This is a genomic window from Saccharothrix hoggarensis, assembly GCF_042678885.1.
GTDB lineage: Bacteria > Actinomycetota > Actinomycetes > Mycobacteriales > Pseudonocardiaceae > Actinosynnema > Actinosynnema hoggarensis.
The window spans coordinates 1-17605 of record NZ_JBHTLK010000147.1 but is presented as its reverse complement, the minus strand read 5'-3'; the positions used below and the strand labels follow the sequence as shown (position 1 = coordinate 17605).

Genomic DNA, 17605 nt, shown 5'->3' with positions numbered 1-17605 from the left:
GCCGCGGCGGGGCGGGCGGGCGCGCGGCGGTGCGCCTGCCTCGTCCACCCGGTGCGCGGGAAGCGTGCCCGCACCGGGACGGTGCCGCGTGCCGTCACGCCACCTCTTCCTGGACCTCGCAGTCGGCGGCCGGCGCGCCCTGGCCGATCTGGTAGCCGACACCGCGGACCGTGGTGATCCACGTGCTCGTGCCGAGCTTGCCGCGCAGGCTGCTGACGTGCGTGTCGATGGTGCGGCTGGACTCGCTCCAGTTGCTGTCCCAGACCTTCGACATCAGCTCCTTGCGGGACACGACGGAGCCCGCGTTCGACGCGAGGGTGTAGAGCAGCTCGAACTCCTTGGCGGTCACGTCGATGACCCGGCCCGCCAGCCGCACCTCGCGGAGCGTGCGGTCGATGCGGAGCTTGCACAGCGAGATGACGTCCGAGCCGGCCTGCCGGGGGTGCGTCCGCCGCACCACCGCCTCGATCCGGGCGATCACCTCGCGCAGCCCGCACGACCCCACCACGCAGTCGTCCGCACCGGCCTGCAGCGCCAGCACTCGCTCCAGCTCGTCGTCCTGCCGGGTGATGGCGATGATCGGCGTGTCACCGACCTCGCGTATCGCCCGGCAGACGGCTAAGCCGTCCAGGTCGGGCAGTTCGAGGTCGAGCAACACCATGTCCACGTCCGGGTGCATCCTCAGCGCTTCGGCGCCGGCGCACACGCTGCCCGCGTCGTAACCTTGCCTGCGCAGCGCGCCGACCAGCAACTCGGCCTTGACCGATTGCCCCTCCACCACGAGTACGCGCACCATTGTCTCGACGACCTCCCCAGTTCCGGATCTCTGACACCACGTTCGACCGACGGCGGCGGAACGCCCCGGCGACGGGGCGGTGGCGAACTCCGGGCGCGGTCGAACGGGCGCCACCGCCCCGGTCCCGGCTCCCCGTGGGGAACGGGCGGGGCGTCGACGCCGTCGAGCCGCGCTCGGTCGCGGGGGGGTCCCGCGCCCTACACCTCCGTCATCACGGCGACGAGCTCCGACACCACCGCGACGGCGGTCCGTCCCGGTGCGGGTCGGTCGTGCTATCACCGCCGGTGCTCGGAACGGCCCGGTGCCACCGGACGCCGTGCGGCGCGCTTGTCATCAGACGATCCTCCCCAGGACACCCTCTTCTCGCGAAGAGGCAAGACCGCGCGAAATGACATCCCACCCGCGTGCGCCACCGCTGGGCACGCGGGCATTGCCTTGGCTCTCGCCGTCGGCTGCCACCGATTGCGGCGGCGACCGTTCAACTTGGTACCAAACCGCGTCGGGTGACGTCAACGATTATGCCGTGGTCGCCGCGGAGTGGACATATAGACGTGACGCAACTCCGATCCGGAAGGCGTCGAACGCATTGATGACGTCGGGTGTGAATTCGCTCTCGTCGCCGGCCGGTAACCGGTTCGGCCCCTTGACGACGTCCCGGTGTCGTGACGCAGAGTGGTCGCGGACCCGGCACGCGCCTTCGGCCACCGCGCGGTCGGCGGACGGGTGATGGGTGATCAACCACTTGGCCAGGCCCGTTCACACTGCACAACCGGTTCGGCATGGCGAAGCGCCGACCCCTCCGGGGCGTTTGCGGACGGTCACCGCATTCGATCGGCGGAACGGTTCCGTCAAGTCTGGCGTGACCCGATTCCCAGACTCCCGTGACACAGCTTTGACAAACTCCTGACATGGGCCGCTTGACTTTTGAACGCCCACAGATCAAGATCATCGTGGTTCGCACCTGATTCAACCGGATTTCGCAGGACGATTTAATCGTGGCATCGGCGCCGCGGTACGGTGGTTTCGGGGAAGGGATCGGGGCGCGGGCCGCCGGTTTCCGACCCGGACCCGGAACTCACTCCGACAACCATTACCACCGCGGATTCCCGACCGACCACCACACCGCACCGGAACGGCCGGACCGGCCGACCGCACGTGGCTTTCAGCTCCCCAGTGCTGACCCCGGACGCGTGCGCCCCCCAGTGCCGACCCCACCCCCCTCCAGCGGGTCGGAGTCGGCCCGGTCCGGCGGCCGTGGCGCGGTACCGCCCCGCGACGACGACCACGCGGGGCGGGCCGCGCCACGGTGCACGACACCACGGCTCGCCGACGACGTCGACGCCGATCAGGGAGTGGGAAGGTGCGGGGAAGCCCGGCGCGCCTTCGGGTTCCGCGGGCTCGGCGCGGCTCGATCAGGAGGCCTCGGCGGGCGCGCCGGCGCGCACCGCGTCGAGGTACTCGGAGATCGCGTCCCGGTTCCGGATCAGGAAGTTCACCCGTTCGGTCATCCGGTCGCGCTCGGTCTCCAGCATCGCGATCATCTCGGGCGTGGCGTCCGGGAAGTGGATGACGCGCGGCTTGTTCAGGCACGGCAGGATCTGCTTGATGATGCGCGTGGGCAGCCCGGCGTCGAGCAGCCCGCGGATCTGCACCACGCGGTCCACCAGGCCCTCCTCGTAGTCGCGGTAGCCGTTCGGGGAGCGGCGCGAGACCAGCAGGCCCTGCTCCTCGTAGTAGCGCAGCAACCGCCGCGACGTGCCCGTACGCTCGGAGAGCTCTCCGATGCGCATGCGCCCCACCTCGTCTGTCTCCCACTGGACCCTCACCCGCGTGTGAGGGTTTTCAGCATAGGGGCGGCCCGCGCCCCGGCACAGGGCCGACCGCACGATGGCGGCGCGAGGACTTCGGGATCGCGTGCGACCCCGTCCGGTCGGGGGACCGGACGGGGTCGTTCCACTGTGGACCGGCGAGTGGTCCCGGTCAGGGGCGGACGCCGCCGGCCAGGTCGCCCAGCACCTCCTCCAACCGGTCCAGCGACGCCCGGACCCACGGCAGCGCCACCGGGTCGGCCGAGGCCAGGGCGGCCGTGCGCTCCTCGTCGGTGTCGCCGTAGAGCCTGCTGGTGGACGCGCGCAGCCGCAGCGCGTCCGCCGGCTCGCCGAACGCGCTGCCCGGCAGCACGCCGACACCGTGCCGCTCCAGCAGCCACCCCGTCAGCTCCGGGCCGGTGCGCACGCCGTGCGCCTCGGCCAGGTGCTCCCGCAGCGGCTCGAAGTCGGGGTACAGGTAGCAGGTGGCGCGCACCGGCCCGACGATCGCGCCGACCGCCGCCAGCCGTTCGGCCACCGCGCGGGCGACGGCGGCGTGCAGCCGCCGTGACGCCGCCACGTGCTCGACCAGCTCGGTCGGCTCGGCCAGGGCGAACGCCCCGACGGCCTGCACCGGGGCCACCGCGCTGGACCAGACCTGGCTGGCCACGTTGACCAACCGGTCACGCAAGGCGTGGTCCCCCACGGGCAGGCGGGCCACGCCGAGGCGCCACCCGCCCAGCGCGAACGTCTTGGTGAGCCCCGTGGTCACGACCGTGCGCTCCGGCGCGAACCGGGCCGGGGACGGCGCCGGGTTCCCCGCGTCGAACACCAGGTCGTGGTAGATCTCGTCGGACACGATCACCAGGTCCAGCTCGCGCGCCACGTCGGCGAGCCGGGCCGCGGTGACCGCCGTGATCACCGTGCCGGTCGGGTTGTCCGGCACGGTCACCACGACCGCCCGCACCTCGCGCCCGGCGGCACGGGCCGCGAGCACGGCCTCCCGCATGAGGTCCGGGTCGGGCACCCCGCCCTCGCCCGGACGGGTCCGCACCGGGAGGGCGCGGGCGCCGACGAGCCGGGCGTGCGCGGCGTAGCTCACCCAGCCGGGCACCGGGATCACCACGTCGCCGCCGATGGCCAGCAGCAGCGCGTACAGCAGCGGTTTGGTCCCCGGACCGGCCACCACGAAGTCCGGGTCGCCGTCCAGTCCGCGGCGGGCCCAGTAGCCGGCCGCCGCCGCGCGCAACGCGGTGCTGCCGGCCACCGGGCCGTACGCGCTCTCGCCGACCGCACCCGCCAGCGCCGCCTTCAGCGACGGGTGGACGGGCAGTCCGATCTCGCCGCTCGCCATCGTCAGGACGCGCTGTCCGGCACGGCGCCTCCGCGCCAGCATCTCGTCGGCGGCCATGGTCGCCGACATGGTCACGGTTTCGGGCACGATCAGCTCCCAGGGAGGTCAGGCAGCGCCGTAGCGCTCCCGGAGGACGGCCTTGCGGATCTTGCCGGTGAGCGTCTTGGGCAGGGCGTCCACCAGCTCCACCCGGTCGGGCCGGAACCGGTCGTCCAGCCCCGCCGCGCGGGCGTGCCCGCGCAGCTCCTCCAGCGACGGACCGCGCTCGCCGCCCGGCACGACGACCGCGCACAGCACGTCGCCGGGCAGGCCGACCAACGCCGCCTCGCCCACCAGGGGGTGGCTCTCCAGCACCGCCTCGACCTCGACCGCCGGCACGACGTGCCCGTCGCGGACGACGGCGTCCTTCGCCCTGCAGACGATCCGGATGCCGCCGCGCCCGTCGTGGCGCGCGAGGTCGCCGGTGTCGAACCAGCCCTGGGGGTCGAGCCCGGCGTCGAACACGTCCTGGCGCTTGAAGTAGCCGAGCGCCCGCGACGCGCCGCGCGTCCACAGCCGGCCGATCGAGCCGTCACCGGGCAGGCCGGTGGGGTCGATGCGGACCTCCATCCCGGTGATGGTCCGCCCGTTGCTGAACCCGGGCGCCTCCTCCGGGTCGTCGGCGCGGGTGAGCGTGACCGGCCCGAACTCCGACATGCCCCACAGCGAGTGCGACTTGACGCCCAGCACCTCGCGCAGGTCCACCACCAGCCGGGGCAGCACCGCCGCCGTGCCGATGACGGCGTTGCGCAGGCTGCGGACGTCCCGGGGCTTCGCCCGCTGGGCCGCCAGCACCGCCGCCATGGTCGACGGCGGGCCGTAGAGCAGGGTGGCCCGGTGCCGTTCGACCAGTTCCAGCAGGGCGTCCGGGTCCTTGACGTCCTGGAACGCGATCGTGCCTCCGACCAGGACGCCGGTGAGGAGGCCCTGGGCGAACCCGGAGTAGTGCACGAGCGGCGACGTCACCGCCGCCACCCAGCGCTCGTCCAGCTCCAACGCCTCGACGTACCCGCGCAGCGCCGCGTAGAGCGTGTTCTGGCTGTGCAGCACGCCCTTCGACTCGCCCGTGGTGCCTGAGGTGAACAGCACCACGTACGGCTCGTCCGGCCCGAGCGCCTCGCCCGCGAGGTCGTGGCGCTCCTCCCACGGCACGTCCACGAAGTGCTCGTGGAAGTCCCGCGCGCCCTCGGTCGGCCGCCCGTCGACCACCACGACGTGCGCCAGGCCCGCCAGCTCGGCCTTCAGCCCGACGACGGTCTCGGCCAGCGGCTCGCCCGCCCACTCCGGGATGGTGACGCACACCCGCGCCCCGGTCATCCCGAGCCGGTGCCGCAGCTCCGCCTCCGGGGTGTCCGGCTGGATCGGCACGATGACCGCGCCGACCGCCATGCACGCGAACACCAGCGGCACGATCTCCCACCGGTTCGGCAGCACGACGGCCACGTAGTCGCCGTGCCGCACGCCCAGCTCCCGCAGCGCGCCCGCGAACCGGTCCGTCAGCCGGGACAGCTCCGCGTAGTCCAGCGTCTCGGTGCGGGACGCGGCCACCCGGCGGGCCGCGACGGCGGTCTTGTGCGGCCGTTCCCGGGCCTGGCGGCGGAGGTCGTCGAGGAACGTCCCCGACCGCCACCACCCCTGCCGCAGGAACTCGGTCGCCCGGGCCTCCGCCACCGCGGTCACAGGCTGACCTTCCGCCGCGCCGCCACCAACTCCGGCACCGGGTCGCCGGACCTCCCGGCGGCGATCTCCAGCAGGTCGCGGGTGTTGCGCTCGACGCGGGCGCCCACCCAGTCGAACACCCACCGCTTGCGCGCCTCGCCCGGCAGCTCGAACGGCACGGTGCCGGTGAGCGCGAGGCCCGCCGCCGCGGCGCCGCCCACGTTCGCGACCACGTCCGGCACGAGCGTGACGCCGGCCGCGGCCATCCGCACCTTCGCCTCGGGGCTGGTGGTGATGTTGCCGCCCTCGACGACCAGGGAGGCGGTCAGCCGGTCCACGTTGCCGCCGTGGATGGCGTCCTTCTGCGCGGCCAGCACGAGCACGTCGGCCGGGACGTCCAGCCACGCGTCGGGCTCCGGGTTGACCTTGACGTTCTGCGGCAGCCGGGTGCGGTCGATCCGGCCCAGCGGGTCGGTGATCGCGATCAGGGCGTCGGACGGCAGGTGGTAGCCGCTGATCGTGCCGAACTCGTCGGCCACGCCGACGATCCGGTGGCCGCGCCGTTCGAGGAACTGCGCGACCGCGCGGCCCACCGAGCCGAAGCCCTGGATGACGACCGTGCCGGGTTCGTCGCGCCGCAACGCCTCCAGCGCGACGACGGCGGCGACGCCCACGCCGTGACCCGTGCAGTCGACCAGCGGCTCGTAGTACGTGCGCCAGTCGTACGGCATGGGGACGGCGCGCGGGCGCTTGCGCGGGTCGTACCCGGCGGCCTCGAAGAAGATGTTGCGCTCCGCCGGGCCGACGCCGAGGTCGGCGCCGAGGTGGATGCCGCCGTGCAGCAGGGGCGCGACCGTGCGGCCGAACACCTCGAGCGTGCGCTTCTTGTCCGAGCCGTCGTCCACGATGCCCGCCTTGGCGCCGCCGACGGGCAGGCCGACCAGGGTGAGCTTCTGCGTCATGCCGCGGGCCAGGCCGCGAACCTCCTCCTCGGTGACGTTCGGGGTCATGCGGGTGCCGCCCATGGCCCACCCGTCGACCAGCGAGTCCGCAATCACCCAGCCCTTGATGCTCTTGTCGTCACCGTTGAAGGCGACCGAGAACGCGGGCTCCTCAACCTTTTCCACCGGGTTTGCGTCGACAACAGTCATGTGCGGTGATCCCCAGATCGTGTCGGTGCTCGTGGTGAGCGGGGTTTACTGGAACAGCCGGACGAAGCCCTGGAGGACGGACAGGCCGTCGTTGCGGAACTCCAGGTGTGCCTGCGAGCCGTAGATCCGGCCGTCCTCGGACCGGATGAACTCCACCGGCGCGTCCTCGGACCAGCCGATGGCCTTGAACCCGAGCGGTGCTTCCTTCAGGTAGAGCATGTGGCGCTGGAACAGGGACACGGTCGGCTTGGCGTCCGCGAACACCGGCTCCTGCTTGTCCACGTGGACCTCGTGGTTGCCCACGCGGGACCGGCCCGGCACGAGCTCGGCGCCCGCGGCGGTGCCGATGATCTGCATGCCGCCGCAGATGCCCCACACCGGGACGGTCGACGTGAACACCAGGTCGACCAGCCGCCGGTAGTAGTCGCTGTCGTACGCGCGGACCTTCGTGCCGCTCAGCACCAGCGCCTGGTAGCGCGGGTCGAGCCGGTCGGGCACCTCGGCCGCCTTCACCAGGTCGGTGTCGGCGCCCAGGACCTCGAAGCTCTTGCGGACCTGCGGGATCGACAGGCTCCCGTTGTCCACGACGAGCACGCGGGGGGACGTCATCTCACCACTCCTCTCGCTGTCCGTTGCGCCTTCAGGTGGCGGTGATGGCGGTGCCGGTGGTCCCGGCGAGCAGGTCGGACACGCGCGCGCCGCCGAGGACGACCCGCTGGACGCCGCCGTCCAGCGCCTCGCCGGCGGCCCGCAGCTTCTTGCGCATGCCGCCGGTGGCGCCCTTGTCCCGGAACGCCCGCGCGGCGTCCGCGCCGATCCGCCGCACCGGCTTCCCGTCGACCAGCAGGAACGGCACGTCGGTGACGAGCGTCAGCGCGGGTGCCGGGATGGCCGCCGCGACGGCCGCCGCCGCCCGGTCCGCGTCGGTGTTGACGACCCGCCCCGCCGCGTCGCGGGCCAGCGGCGTGACGAGCACGCAGTGGCCCTTCCCGTGGCCGGTCAGGGCGGCGGGCTCCACCCGGTTGATCGGGCCGACCAGGTTGTCGATCTCCACCAGCTGCTTGTCGCGCCAGTACCAGCGCTCGCCGGGCCCCGCGTGCAGCAGGCCGTCGCTGCCGAGCAGCCGTGACGCGGTGACGCCGTTCTTCTCCAGCCGGGCGACCACCCCGTCCGCCAGCGCCGCGCTGACCTTGAGGATGTCGGCGATCACCTCGGGGGTGGTGTGCCGGCTCTGGTTGCCGTACCGGTCCCGCAGCACCGCCGACGGCTCGCGGTAGCGGGCGTCCAGCCGCTTCAGCGGCTTCGACCAGCCGTGCACCAGGACCAGCGGGTTCTCCCGGGCGTGGTCGGCCAGGTCCTCCCACCACGCGTCGTCCATGTCCTCCAGGCAGCTCCCGCCGAGCTTGACGACGGTCGCCGTCGCGTCCGCGCTCACGCCGGCATCACCGGCTGCATGGTCAGCCCCGTCTCCTCGGGCAGCCCGTACCGCTTGTTGATCGCCTGCACGGCCTGCCCGGCCGCGCCCTTGACCAGGTTGTCCAATGCGGACAGCACGACGATCCGGCCGCCGTCCGGGTCGTGCATGACCGTGACGTCGCAGTAGTTCGAGCCCAGCGTCGCCTGCGGGTCGGGCACGGGGATCAGCGTCTCGTTGTTGCGCCGCACCCGGACGAACGGGTGCTTCCGGTAGAAGCGGAGGTACGCGCGGGACAGCGTGCGCTCGTCCACGTCGTCGCGCGTGAGCACGTAGCAACTGGCCAGCAGGCCGCGCACGTTCGACACGCCGTAGGCCGACATGGACAGCGTGCCGACCGTGCCGGGCTTGCTGCGGCCCAGGAAGTCGCTCACCTCGGCGGCGTGCCGGTGCCCGGTGGGGGAGTAGGGCGCGATCGCGCCCGCCCGGAAGGGGTGCAGGTCGGACGTGCGCAGGTGCACGCCGCCGCCGCTGGACCCGCTCTTGCCGTCCACCAGCACGTGGTCGAGGTTCATGCCCAGCTCGAACACGAGCGGCGCGAGGCCCAGCGTGATCGCGGTGGCGTAGCAGCCGGCGAGGGAGATCAGGGGCGCGCCCACCATCTCCTCGCCGACCAGCTCCGGCACCCCGTAGACGAACCGGTCGGCGAGACCGTCCGCCCGCGGCACCTTCGGGTACCACTTGTGGTGCAGCTCGTCGCTGCGGATGCGGAACGCGCCGCTCAGGTCGACCACGCTCTCCACCCGGTCGGCGAACCGCGCGGCCAGGTCGGCCGACACCGGCGCGGGCGTGGACAGCAGCAGCACGTCGACCCGGTCGGCCACGTCGTCGGTCACCGGCTCGACCACCAGGCCCAGGTCCTGCCGCAAGCCGGGGTGCAGCTCGGAAGGTCTGCGTCCGGCGTGCTGCGACCCGCCCAGGAACGTCAGCTCCAGGTTGGGGTGCTGGCCGATCAGCCGCATCAGCTCGCCGCCCGCCAGGCCGGAGGCGCCGACGACGCCGACGCGAATCCCGCGGTCGCCGCTCATCCGAGCACCTCCCGCACGTACCGGCCGATCGCCCCGGCGACGTCCACGCCGCTCGTCGTGGCCACGGCCCGGAAACCGGGCGCGTGGTTCACCTCGTTGACGAGGTAGCCGTCGTCGGTCTTGAACAGGTCGATGCCGTAGATCCCGGCGCCGAGCCGCTCGACCACCGCGTCCACGACCCGCGTGATCTCCGGGTCGACCGCCACGGTGTGGTGGTTGGACCCGATGGCCGCGTTGTTGCGCCAGTCCTCGCCGTTGCTCTCGAACCGCGCCGTGGCCACGATCTCCCGCCCCACGACGAGGCAGCGCACGGAACCGCCGCCCAGGAACGGCTCGACCAGGCACGCCTGCTCGAACGCGTGCCCCAGGTCCTCCACGTAGTCGTACACGGAGTTCGCCGTGTCCGCGTCGCGCAGGAGGGTCACCCGCTTGCCCATGCCGCCGAAGATCGGCTTGAGCACCACCGGGAACGGCAGCTCCTTGACCGCCTTGCCGAAGTCGCGGCGCGACAGCACGAGGCGGAAGTCGGGCACCGGCACGCCGGCCCGGCGCAGCAGCGCGCGCAGGGCCAGCTTGTTCTCGCACGCCTGGATGACCGCGGACGAGTTCAGCGCGGGGATGCGCGCGGCCTCGGCGAGCGTGGCCAGCAGGCCGCCGCGGGTGTAGCTGCGGCTGCGGACCAGGACCACGTCGTAGGACTTCAGCGACTCGGCGTGCTCGTCACCGAGGCACAGCGACTCGTCGTTGACCCACTCGACCTCCAGCCCGTGCTCCGGGCCGCGGTCGATGAGCTGCCGCTCCTCCCAGCTGACGCGGTCCGCCACGATGGCGACTTTGCCGCCCATGTGCTTCTTCCCTTCGCCGGAACGCTGGTCGGTCGGTCACTGGCCCCAGTCGCGCAACTGCACCTCGACCATCTGCAGGACGAGCGTGCCGTCCTGGATCTCGTCGACCCGGAGCGTCAACAGGCACTCGGGGCACGACATCGTCTCGCCCTGCACCACGGGCGGGGTGGAGAGCGGGGTCTCGCACTCGGGGCAGGCCCCCGTGAGCATCTGCGTCATGATCGGTCCTCCCTGTTACGTCAGCTGTGCTGGAACTCGGCGGCGTGCTTGCGGATGGTGTCCCGGTCGAGGAGCGGACGGCCGTCCTGCTCCTGCCGGTCCGCCAGCCAGGTGGCGAAGGCCTCGACGTCGACCTCGACGTCCGAACCGGACAGCGCCCACTGGATGAGGGGCTTGGTGAACCGGGTGCGCACGCGCAGCTCGCGGCTGTTGCCGACCACCTCGGGCGGCAGGGTCTCGTACGCGGCCGGGTGGGAGAGCTGGCCGGGCAGCTCGTAGGCGAAGGCGTGCGGGGTGGTGGGACCGGACATGAAGGACTCGCCGAGGCCGGAGCCCTTCAGCGCGGCCTGGGTGAGGGTGGTCAGGTGCGACAGGTCGAACCGGTCGTCGCCGTAGACCACCCGCAGCGAGGTCAGCACCTCGGCCAGCGGGGCGTTGCCGCCGCGCTCGCCGATGCCGCCCGCGGTGGCGGAGATCCACTCGGCGCCCGCCTCGTAGGCGGCCAGCGAGTTGGCCGTGGCCATGCCGAGCATGTTGTGCGAGTGGATCTCGATCTCGGCGCCGTCGATCGCGGTCAGGTCGGAGATCACGTCGTACATCTGCCACGGCGCGAGGTACGCGACCGTCTCGGCCAGCCGGAACCGGTCCGCGCCCGCGGCGAAGCCCGCGGTCACGTAGGAGACGAGCCGCTCCCTGTCGGTGCGCGCGCCGTCCTCGCCGCTGAACGTGACGTGGAAGCCGCGCTCCTTGCACATCTCGATGGCCGCGTTCGCCACCGAGGTGAGGTACTTGGTGCTCGCCGACGCCAGCTTGAGCGCCGCGTGCTCGGCCGACGTCGGGATCGACAGCATCACCGACCGGACGCCCAGGCGCTCGGCCTCGTCCAGCGCCTTGACGACCTGCTGGCGGTCGCGCACCACGACCAGCGTCAGGCACCTCTCGGGACCGACGGCCTCGTGCGCGGCCTCGATCATGTGGGTGTCGCCGGACTTGGCGCCGGAGATCATGCCCACCTCGACCAGCTCGACACCGGTCCGCACCAGCAGCTGGGCGATGTAGGCGGTGTCCTTGGCGTTGAACTCGACGCCCGCCATGTGCGCGGAATCGCGCAGGGTGGCGTCGGAGATGCTCGGCAGCGGTCGAGTGGTCCGCCCGCCGACCGCGAGGAGACCCTCCCCGTCGTGCCGGCCTGTTTCTGCCATGACCTTTCACTCCTCCCCGAGGAAGTGCTTCTGGGTTTCACGGCGAGCGCCGTGGGTAATGTTCCGGGAAAGGCGGGCCGCCGTTCGGTGTGAATCGCGTCCACGGCGTCTGTTCTGCTCGAAAGCCTGGTGGGTATTGCCCGGCAGCATCAAGATCGGGCACGTCAGACCTTTGTGAAACTTTGTCATGCAGATGTCAGACGGCGAAAAGTCGTGCAAGGTCGACGTCAGAAAACCTCGGAATGCGGCCCACCGGCTGTGCACGGCGACGTGCCGCCATTACGGTGGGCCAAACCGGGGGATGCGGCTGCGGCGAAGTGCCGAGCGCGGCCGGTGGCGGTTTCCACGTCACCCCGACTCGGAATGGCCGAAAGGGGGCGTGACATGCCGGAGCGGGAAGAGGGGCGAAGGGCGCTGCGCGCGGCGCCGGCGGGCGCCGCGCGCAGCGGTCACCCGTGACCGATGCGGTAGCCCACACCCCGCACGGTCTTGATCCACGAACTCGAACCGAGCTTGGCGCGGAGGCTGCTGACGTGGGTGTCGATCGTCCGGCTGGACTCGGTCCAGCTGTCGTCCCAGATCTTGGCCATCAGCTCCTTGCGCGAGATGACCGCCTCGGGGTTGGCGGCGAGCGCGCGGAGCAGCTCGAACTCCTTGGCGGTCACCTCGACCAGGCGGCCGTCCAGCCTGACCTCGCGGGACCGCCGGTCGATGTGCAGCGGGCACAGCGAGATCTGGTCGGGGTCGTTCGGCCGGGGCTTGGCCCGGCGCAGCACGGCCTCGATGCGCGCCATCACCTCGCGGAACCCGCACGACCGCACCACGCAGTCGTCCGCGCCGGCCTGCAGCGCCAGCACGCGGTCCAGTTCCGTGTCGCGGTTCGCGATGGCGATGATGGGCGTGTCGCTGTCGGCGCGGATCGATCGGCACACCTCCAGGCCGTCGATGTCCGGCAGCTCCAGGTTGAGCAGCACGAGGTCCGCGTTGCGGTGCTCGCGGCACGCCTCGGTGCCGGTCGTGACGGTGCAGACCTCGTAACCCTGCCTGCGGAGGTCGCGCACGAGCGCGCCGCCCGCGGGGTCCTCTTCTACGACGAGCAACTGCATGGCGATCACTCATCGAGAGGGGTGGCCGCGACGCGCGGGTCCGGCCACCTGGCGGACACCGGACCACGTCGTGTCGACTCCCCTCGGCGGAGTAATCGCACCGGCCGCCCGGCCGATCCGCCCGGTGCGGGCGGATCGGAGGTGACCTCGACTTGTCGTGGGTGCCACGAACCCATTCCCCAGACCCCCAGCCTCGTTCAGCCGGACCGCGCGGAGGCATCCGACCTGCGAACATGTGCCACAAGATAAGCAGTGTCCCGCACCCGACCGGTCCCCCCAAACAGACCAACTCTCTGCTTGGAAAATCGCACCGGGAGATAGCCGTTCCGTATCCCGGCCTTGCGCCGTCCATCGTCAACGGGTACCCGCCGGTCGGGCTGTGCATGACCGACAACCGGCGATACCCGATTTACGCGGACTCGTCGTTCATTCGTGGTGCGAGTTATTCGTGGACCGCCGCGGCGGCCGTGGGTGATCCGCCGCGGCGATTCACGCAGTGCGACCGGAACGGAGGTGGTTGCGTCCGAAAGTGTGATCGGGGCCGGGTGGAATGCGAAACCGGCCGCGACCCGCCGTCCGGCCGCCGTGGCCGCACCGTCCTGGTGGGACAGTCCGGTCGCGACGGTCCCGCGCTCGTGGCTCGGGGTCGGCGTGCGGGCGTGGCCGGCACACTGTAGACGATCTTGAACGGGCGTCGCGCGGCCAGGGTGGAAGTGCCGGGCGGGCGGCACCGGGCGTGCGCGGACGGAGGAAGGCGAAGGCGGTGAATGGTGACTGAACGTGACGGGCGTTGTGCCGGTCGAGGGGCGGGCTCGCGACGCTTCACGGCGCGTATGGGGCTGTCGGCACGTCGATGTGACGGTTCGCCGCGCTCTCGCCGCCTCGTCCGGCTCGGCGTGACCGCGGGTGGGGCCGGGTCGGCGTCGCCGATCGCGCGTCCCATAATGGACCGCCGTCGACGCCGTCGGTGCCCCGACGGCCGCCGGGACGGCGGAGTCCGCCAAGCCCTGGGGAACCGGGGAATGGCATGCCATCCCTCGTCGTTGCACAGGTGCCGCACGTGGTCCGCCGGCGCTGTGGGGATCTCGTCGAGGGTCGCGTCACCGTTCCGTGGGCGTCGACCGCGTGCCGTCAACCCGCACCGCCTCGCCGCCTTCGTGTGGCCTAGGTCACAGTGGGCCGGCTTGACCTTCACACTTATGTGAAGGTTCGATTATACAAAGCATGTCAACGTCTCACGCAGGGTTACCGACGGACTCCCCTACGGGAGCTGAAAAATCCAAACTTCCCATGGCCGCGCTGGCGGCACTCGCCACGGCCGCGTTCATGGGAATCCTGACCGAGGCGCTGCCCGCGGGCATGCTGCCCCAGATGAGCCGCGACATGGGCGTCAGCGAGTCCGCGATGGGCCAGGCGCTGACGATCTACGCGATCGCCTCCTCGATCACCGCGATCCCCCTGTCCGCGGCCACGGCGTCCTGGCGGCGCAAGCCCCTCCTGCTCATGGCGGTGGCCGGGTTCGCGGTCGCCAACACCGTCACGGCGGTCTCGGACAGCTACCTGCTGACCATGGTGTTCCGCTTCATCGCCGGCGTGGCCGCGGGCTTCATCTGGGCCCTCCTGGTCGGCTACGCCCGCCGCATGGCCCCGCCGCACCTGCAGGGCCGCGCGATCGCGATCACCATGGCGGGCGTCCCGCTCGCGCTGTCGCTCGGCATCCCCGCGGGCACGTTCCTCGGCGAGCTCTTCGGCTGGCGGTTGACGTTCTGGCTCGTGACGGGCCTCGCGGTCGTCCTCATCGGCTGGATCCTGACGTCGGTGCCGGACTTCCCGGGCCACAAGCCGGAGAACCGGGTGCCGATCCTGCGGTCCTTCACCCGACCCGGCGTGGCGGCGGTCCTGTTCGTGGTCGCCGCGTGGGTGCTGTCCCACAACATCCTCTACACCTACATCTCGACGTTCCTCATCGAGTACAGGATGGGCGGCTCCATCGACCTGGTGCTGATGGTCTTCGGCATCGCGTCCCTGATCAGCATCCTGATCACCGGCGCCCAGGTGGACCGCAGGCTGCGCCTGCTGACCATCGTCAGCGCCATCCTGGTCGCCGTGTCGGCCGCCATCCTCGCGGTGCTGGCCGACTCCCCGACCCTGGTCTACGTCGCGGCCACGCTGTGGGGCCTCGGCTGGGGCGGCGTCACCACGCTCCTCCAGACCGCCGTCACCGACGCGGGTGGCGACGAGGCGCAGGCCCTCCTGGTGACCACCTGGAACGGCTTCATGGCCGCGGGCGGCGCCGTCGGCGGCATCCTGCTCGACTTCCTCGGCCCCAAGTCGTTCCCGTGGAGCGTCCTCGCGCTCATCCTGCCGGTGCTGCTCGTCGTGGTCGTCGGCCGGGCGCACGCCTTCCCCCCCAAGCGTCCGGGCACGACCTGAGGCTGACCGGACGGCAACGGGTCCGGCCCCACCACCGAGGTGATGGGGCCGGACCCGTTGGCGTGCGGCGTCAGGCCGCGTCGGCGCGGCCCGCGAACCGGACCACGTTGGACAGCACGACGTCGTGCGACGTCACCTCGATGGTGATCCGGTCGCCGTCGGCGATCCGGAACCCGGCGTGCCAGCTCGCCTTGTCCGAGCCCAGCAGCACGTAGTTCACCAGCCCCGGCCGGCGCAGCGCCGGGTACGAGAGCAGGTTCTCCACCATGTCCTCGACGCGGTGGTAGATGGCGTCCGCCCCGCACGTGAAGGGGCCTTCCCACGCGGTGTCCCCGGCGCGCTCGATGACGATGCGGCCGGTGACCGTCTGCGGCGGCTTGTCCAGGAACAGCCAGGGCGTCATCGACGTGTCGCACAGCTTGGCGTACGGCGTCCAGCCCCACGGGTTCTGCAGGTGCAGGCCGATGTCGTTCAGGTCGTTGCCGAACGTGTAGCCCGCGTAGTGCGGCGTGCCGTGCTCGTCGTTGACGTAGACCAGCGCGACCTCGGGCTCCTCAAGCAGCGCCACGGCCGACGCCGGCACGGTCATCGGGTCGCCCGGCATCCGCAGCCACGAGGCCATGCCCTTGATGAGCCAGTTGGGCGCGCGGAACTCCTGGTCCGGCGCCGGGTCGTGGTCGAACTTGGACCGGTGCGTGCCCATGAAGCCGCTGACGAGCGCGTTGTTGGTCCGCGTCGGCAGCAGCGGCGGGAGGTAGCGCAGGCCCTCACCGCCGGCGGGGACCACCACCTCCTCCGCGCCGTCCGCGAGGGCCGCGCCGAGCCCCGGCCCGTCGGTCTCGGTGACGGCGGCGCGCAGCCGGTCGTCGCTCACCCGGTACAGCCGCTGCGGCTCGCCGGGCGCCGCCCGGTCGAAGCCGACGAACCGCTCGCCGTGGTACTCGCACTCGAAGAGGATGGACATGCTGTGGCCTCCTCGGCCGTCGGGGATGGGTCGGGATGACTGTGCTGCAAGGGGGATCGGGTGTTGGGGCGGCGAGCCGCGGGGTGGCGGGTGACGCCGTCGTCACCCGGCACCCGGCTCACGCCGTCGTGCTCGCGGGGTGCGGCACGCCGTCCAGGCCCACCGGGTCCTGCGCCAGGCCGGTGGGGGTCAACCAGTCGAACTCCTCGTAGACCGCCGGTCCGAGCCCGAGCCCCTCGGTGACCTGCTCGCGCAACCGGTTGGACGCGAACCCGCCGATCACGTTCATCTGCGCGTCCCGGTAGTGGCGCTCGACCTCGTGGCCGGGGGTCACGCCGAACGCGCCGTGGATCTGCACGGCCCGCGCCGCGACGTCCACCGCCATCTCCGTCGAGTAGATCTTGAGCATGGCGATCAGGTCGCGCGCCGAGCGCCCGGCCGCGCGTTCGGACGTCGCCCGCCGGGCCAGCAACCGGGCCGCGTCGATCTGGGCGCGCGACTCGGCGAGCTGCGCGTGCACGCCTTCCATGTGCGCCAGGGGCCGTCCGAACGAGACGCGCTCGCGGGCGTGCCGCGCGGAAGCGTCCAAAGCGGCCTCGGCGATGGCGACGGCGGAGAACGAGATCAGCAGCCAGCCCCACGCCATGCCCTCGGCGAGTTCCTTGAACTCCACCGGGATCACGTCGGCCTCGGCGACCCGGGCGTCGTCGAAGACGATGCCGCCCCAGGGCATCGCGCGCAGACCCATGTGCGGAATCGCGTAGCGCTGGGCTCCGGACTGCCGAAGGTCGACGAACGCGAGGCACCAGTCGGGGCCCTCCTCGCCGGGTCCGTGCTCCAGCCGCGCCAGCGTCACGGCCAGGTCGGCGATGGGCGCGTTGGTGATGCGGGACTTCTCGCCGTTGATGACGTACCCGTCGCCGTCCGGCGCGCGGCGCACGGTGGTCTGGAACGTGCTCGCGTCGCTGCCCGCGGCCTTCTCCACCACGCCGAAGGCGGCCAGCCGCTCACCCGCGAGCAGCGGGCGGATCAACCGCTCGTGCTCCGCGACGTCGCCGTAGGTGGAGATGAGCTTGACGCACAGCAGGGCCGAGACGGTCGCCGCCCAGAACGTGCCGGAGCACGCGCGGGCCAGCGCCTCCATGGCCTCCGCCTGGGTGCGGCCGTCGGCGCCGCTGCCGCCGTGCTCCGGCGGGTGGAACAGCCGCAGGTAGCCGCTGTCGACGATCTCCTTCCAGTTCAGGTCCGGGATCTCGCCGGTCCGGTCGGTCTCGGCGGCCCGGGACGCGATGCCCGGGAAGCGGTAAGGGGTCGTGGTCTCGCGGTCGTCGGTCATGTCGCTGTGCCGTCCTCGAGTTCAGCCGAGTGCCAACAGGGACGCCGCGATCACCGGTCGCAGCACCTCGGTGCCGCCGCCGGTCTCGGCGAAGAACAGGGCGTCGCGGTGCGCCCTCCCGGCCGGGTGCCCGTCGGAGAAGGCGGCCGGGCCGGCCAGCCGCGCCGCGCCCTCGGTGACGGCGCGCGCGG

Annotated in this window: 16 protein-coding genes; 1 reads left to right on the top strand and 15 read right to left on the bottom strand. The window is 72.1% G+C overall.

Going from position 1 to position 17605, the window contains the following annotated elements:
- Positions 1–94: 94 nt before the first annotated feature.
- The 12 genes from ACFQ3T_RS24185 to ACFQ3T_RS24130 form a co-directional block, all read right to left on the bottom strand.
- Positions 95–796, bottom strand: a complete 702-nt coding sequence (locus ACFQ3T_RS24185; protein WP_380726158.1) for a response regulator transcription factor — start codon at positions 794–796, stop codon at positions 95–97.
- Positions 797–2208: 1412 nt separating this feature from the next.
- Positions 2209–2586, bottom strand: coding sequence for a MerR family transcriptional regulator (locus ACFQ3T_RS24180; RefSeq protein WP_380726156.1), 378 nt, complete (start codon positions 2584–2586; stop codon positions 2209–2211).
- 190 nt (positions 2587–2776) lie between these two features.
- The gene (locus tag ACFQ3T_RS24175; protein ID WP_380726154.1) at positions 2777–4045 is read right to left on the bottom strand and encodes a pyridoxal phosphate-dependent aminotransferase; all 1269 of its coding nucleotides are present in this window, start codon (positions 4043–4045) and stop codon (positions 2777–2779) included.
- Positions 4046–4063: 18 nt separating this feature from the next.
- Positions 4064–5677 carry an AMP-binding protein gene (locus tag ACFQ3T_RS24170; RefSeq protein ID WP_380726152.1) on the bottom strand — a complete coding sequence of 538 codons (1614 nt, stop codon included), beginning with the start codon at positions 5675–5677 and terminating at the stop codon, positions 4064–4066.
- A complete protein-coding gene (locus ACFQ3T_RS24165) occupies positions 5674–6783 on the bottom strand; it encodes a Glu/Leu/Phe/Val dehydrogenase dimerization domain-containing protein (protein ID WP_380726150.1) in 1110 nt (369 codons plus the stop codon). The genes ACFQ3T_RS24170 and ACFQ3T_RS24165 overlap by 4 nt, the downstream gene beginning before the upstream one ends.
- Positions 6784–6852: 69 nt before the next feature.
- Entirely contained in the window at positions 6853–7416 is a 564-nt protein-coding gene (locus tag ACFQ3T_RS24160; RefSeq protein WP_380726148.1) for a type 1 glutamine amidotransferase, read from the bottom strand.
- 31 nt (positions 7417–7447) lie between these two features.
- Complete coding sequence (locus ACFQ3T_RS24155; RefSeq protein ID WP_380726146.1) at positions 7448–8242, bottom strand: amino acid kinase family protein; 795 nt, start codon at positions 8240–8242, stop codon at positions 7448–7450.
- Positions 8239–9309, bottom strand: a complete 1071-nt coding sequence (argC, locus tag ACFQ3T_RS24150) for an N-acetyl-gamma-glutamyl-phosphate reductase (protein ID WP_380726144.1) — start codon at positions 9307–9309, stop codon at positions 8239–8241. Before argC ends, ACFQ3T_RS24155 begins: the two co-directional genes overlap by 4 nt.
- Positions 9306–10154: an ATP-grasp domain-containing protein gene (locus ACFQ3T_RS24145; RefSeq protein ID WP_380726142.1), complete on the bottom strand. Its 849-nt coding sequence runs from the start codon at positions 10152–10154 to the stop codon at positions 9306–9308. The genes argC and ACFQ3T_RS24145 overlap by 4 nt, the downstream gene beginning before the upstream one ends.
- A 36-nt stretch (positions 10155–10190) precedes the next feature.
- Entirely contained in the window at positions 10191–10373 is a 183-nt protein-coding gene (locus ACFQ3T_RS24140; protein WP_380726140.1) for a hypothetical protein, read from the bottom strand.
- Positions 10374–10393: 20 nt separating this feature from the next.
- On the bottom strand, positions 10394–11575 hold the full coding sequence (locus ACFQ3T_RS24135) for a hypothetical protein (protein WP_380726138.1): 1182 nt from the start codon (positions 11573–11575) through the stop codon (positions 10394–10396).
- 449 nt (positions 11576–12024) lie between these two features.
- Positions 12025–12681 (bottom strand): response regulator transcription factor, encoded by a 657-nt coding sequence (locus ACFQ3T_RS24130; protein WP_380726136.1) that lies wholly within the window; start codon positions 12679–12681, stop codon positions 12025–12027.
- Between the two features lie 1290 nt (positions 12682–13971).
- Between ACFQ3T_RS24130 and ACFQ3T_RS24125 the strand changes: the two genes are divergently transcribed.
- Positions 13972–15114: an MFS transporter gene (locus tag ACFQ3T_RS24125; RefSeq protein ID WP_380726134.1), complete on the top strand. Its 1143-nt coding sequence runs from the start codon at positions 13972–13974 to the stop codon at positions 15112–15114.
- 70 nt (positions 15115–15184) lie between these two features.
- Here ACFQ3T_RS24125 and ACFQ3T_RS24120 read toward each other — a convergent pair whose 3' ends face one another.
- The 3 genes from ACFQ3T_RS24120 to ACFQ3T_RS24110 form a co-directional block, all read right to left on the bottom strand.
- On the bottom strand, positions 15185–16078 hold the full coding sequence (locus ACFQ3T_RS24120; RefSeq protein ID WP_380726132.1) for a hypothetical protein: 894 nt from the start codon (positions 16076–16078) through the stop codon (positions 15185–15187).
- Between the two features lie 118 nt (positions 16079–16196).
- Complete coding sequence (locus tag ACFQ3T_RS24115) at positions 16197–17414, bottom strand: acyl-CoA dehydrogenase family protein (protein WP_380726130.1); 1218 nt, start codon at positions 17412–17414, stop codon at positions 16197–16199.
- A gap of 21 nt (positions 17415–17435) precedes the next feature.
- Positions 17436–17605, bottom strand: a 170-nt coding sequence (locus ACFQ3T_RS24110) for an acyl-CoA dehydrogenase family protein (protein ID WP_380726160.1), incomplete at its 5' end; no start/stop codon positions are given.

Excerpts from the sequence above, each read along its gene's own strand:
- ACFQ3T_RS24145 (WP_380726142.1), bottom strand. The coding sequence starts at position 10,154 with ATGGGCGGCAAAGTCGCCATCGTGGCGGACCGCGTCAGCTGGGAGGAG.
- ACFQ3T_RS24140 (WP_380726140.1), bottom strand. The coding sequence starts at position 10,373 with ATGACGCAGATGCTCACGGGGGCCTGCCCCGAGTGCGAGACCCCGCTC.
- ACFQ3T_RS24115 (WP_380726130.1), bottom strand. The coding sequence starts at position 17,414 with ATGACCGACGACCGCGAGACCACGACCCCTTACCGCTTCCCGGGCATC.
- ACFQ3T_RS24180 (WP_380726156.1), bottom strand. The coding sequence starts at position 2,586 with ATGCGCATCGGAGAGCTCTCCGAGCGTACGGGCACGTCGCGGCGGTTG.
- argC (WP_380726144.1), bottom strand. The coding sequence starts at position 9,309 with ATGAGCGGCGACCGCGGGATTCGCGTCGGCGTCGTCGGCGCCTCCGGC.
- ACFQ3T_RS24160 (WP_380726148.1), bottom strand. The coding sequence starts at position 7,416 with ATGACGTCCCCCCGCGTGCTCGTCGTGGACAACGGGAGCCTGTCGATC.
- ACFQ3T_RS24135 (WP_380726138.1), bottom strand. The coding sequence starts at position 11,575 with ATGGCAGAAACAGGCCGGCACGACGGGGAGGGTCTCCTCGCGGTCGGC.
- ACFQ3T_RS24130 (WP_380726136.1), bottom strand. The coding sequence starts at position 12,681 with ATGCAGTTGCTCGTCGTAGAAGAGGACCCCGCGGGCGGCGCGCTCGTG.
- ACFQ3T_RS24120 (WP_380726132.1), bottom strand. The coding sequence starts at position 16,078 with ATGTCCATCCTCTTCGAGTGCGAGTACCACGGCGAGCGGTTCGTCGGC.
- ACFQ3T_RS24125 (WP_380726134.1), top strand. The coding sequence starts at position 13,972 with ATGGCCGCGCTGGCGGCACTCGCCACGGCCGCGTTCATGGGAATCCTG.
- ACFQ3T_RS24185 (WP_380726158.1), bottom strand. The coding sequence starts at position 796 with ATGGTGCGCGTACTCGTGGTGGAGGGGCAATCGGTCAAGGCCGAGTTG.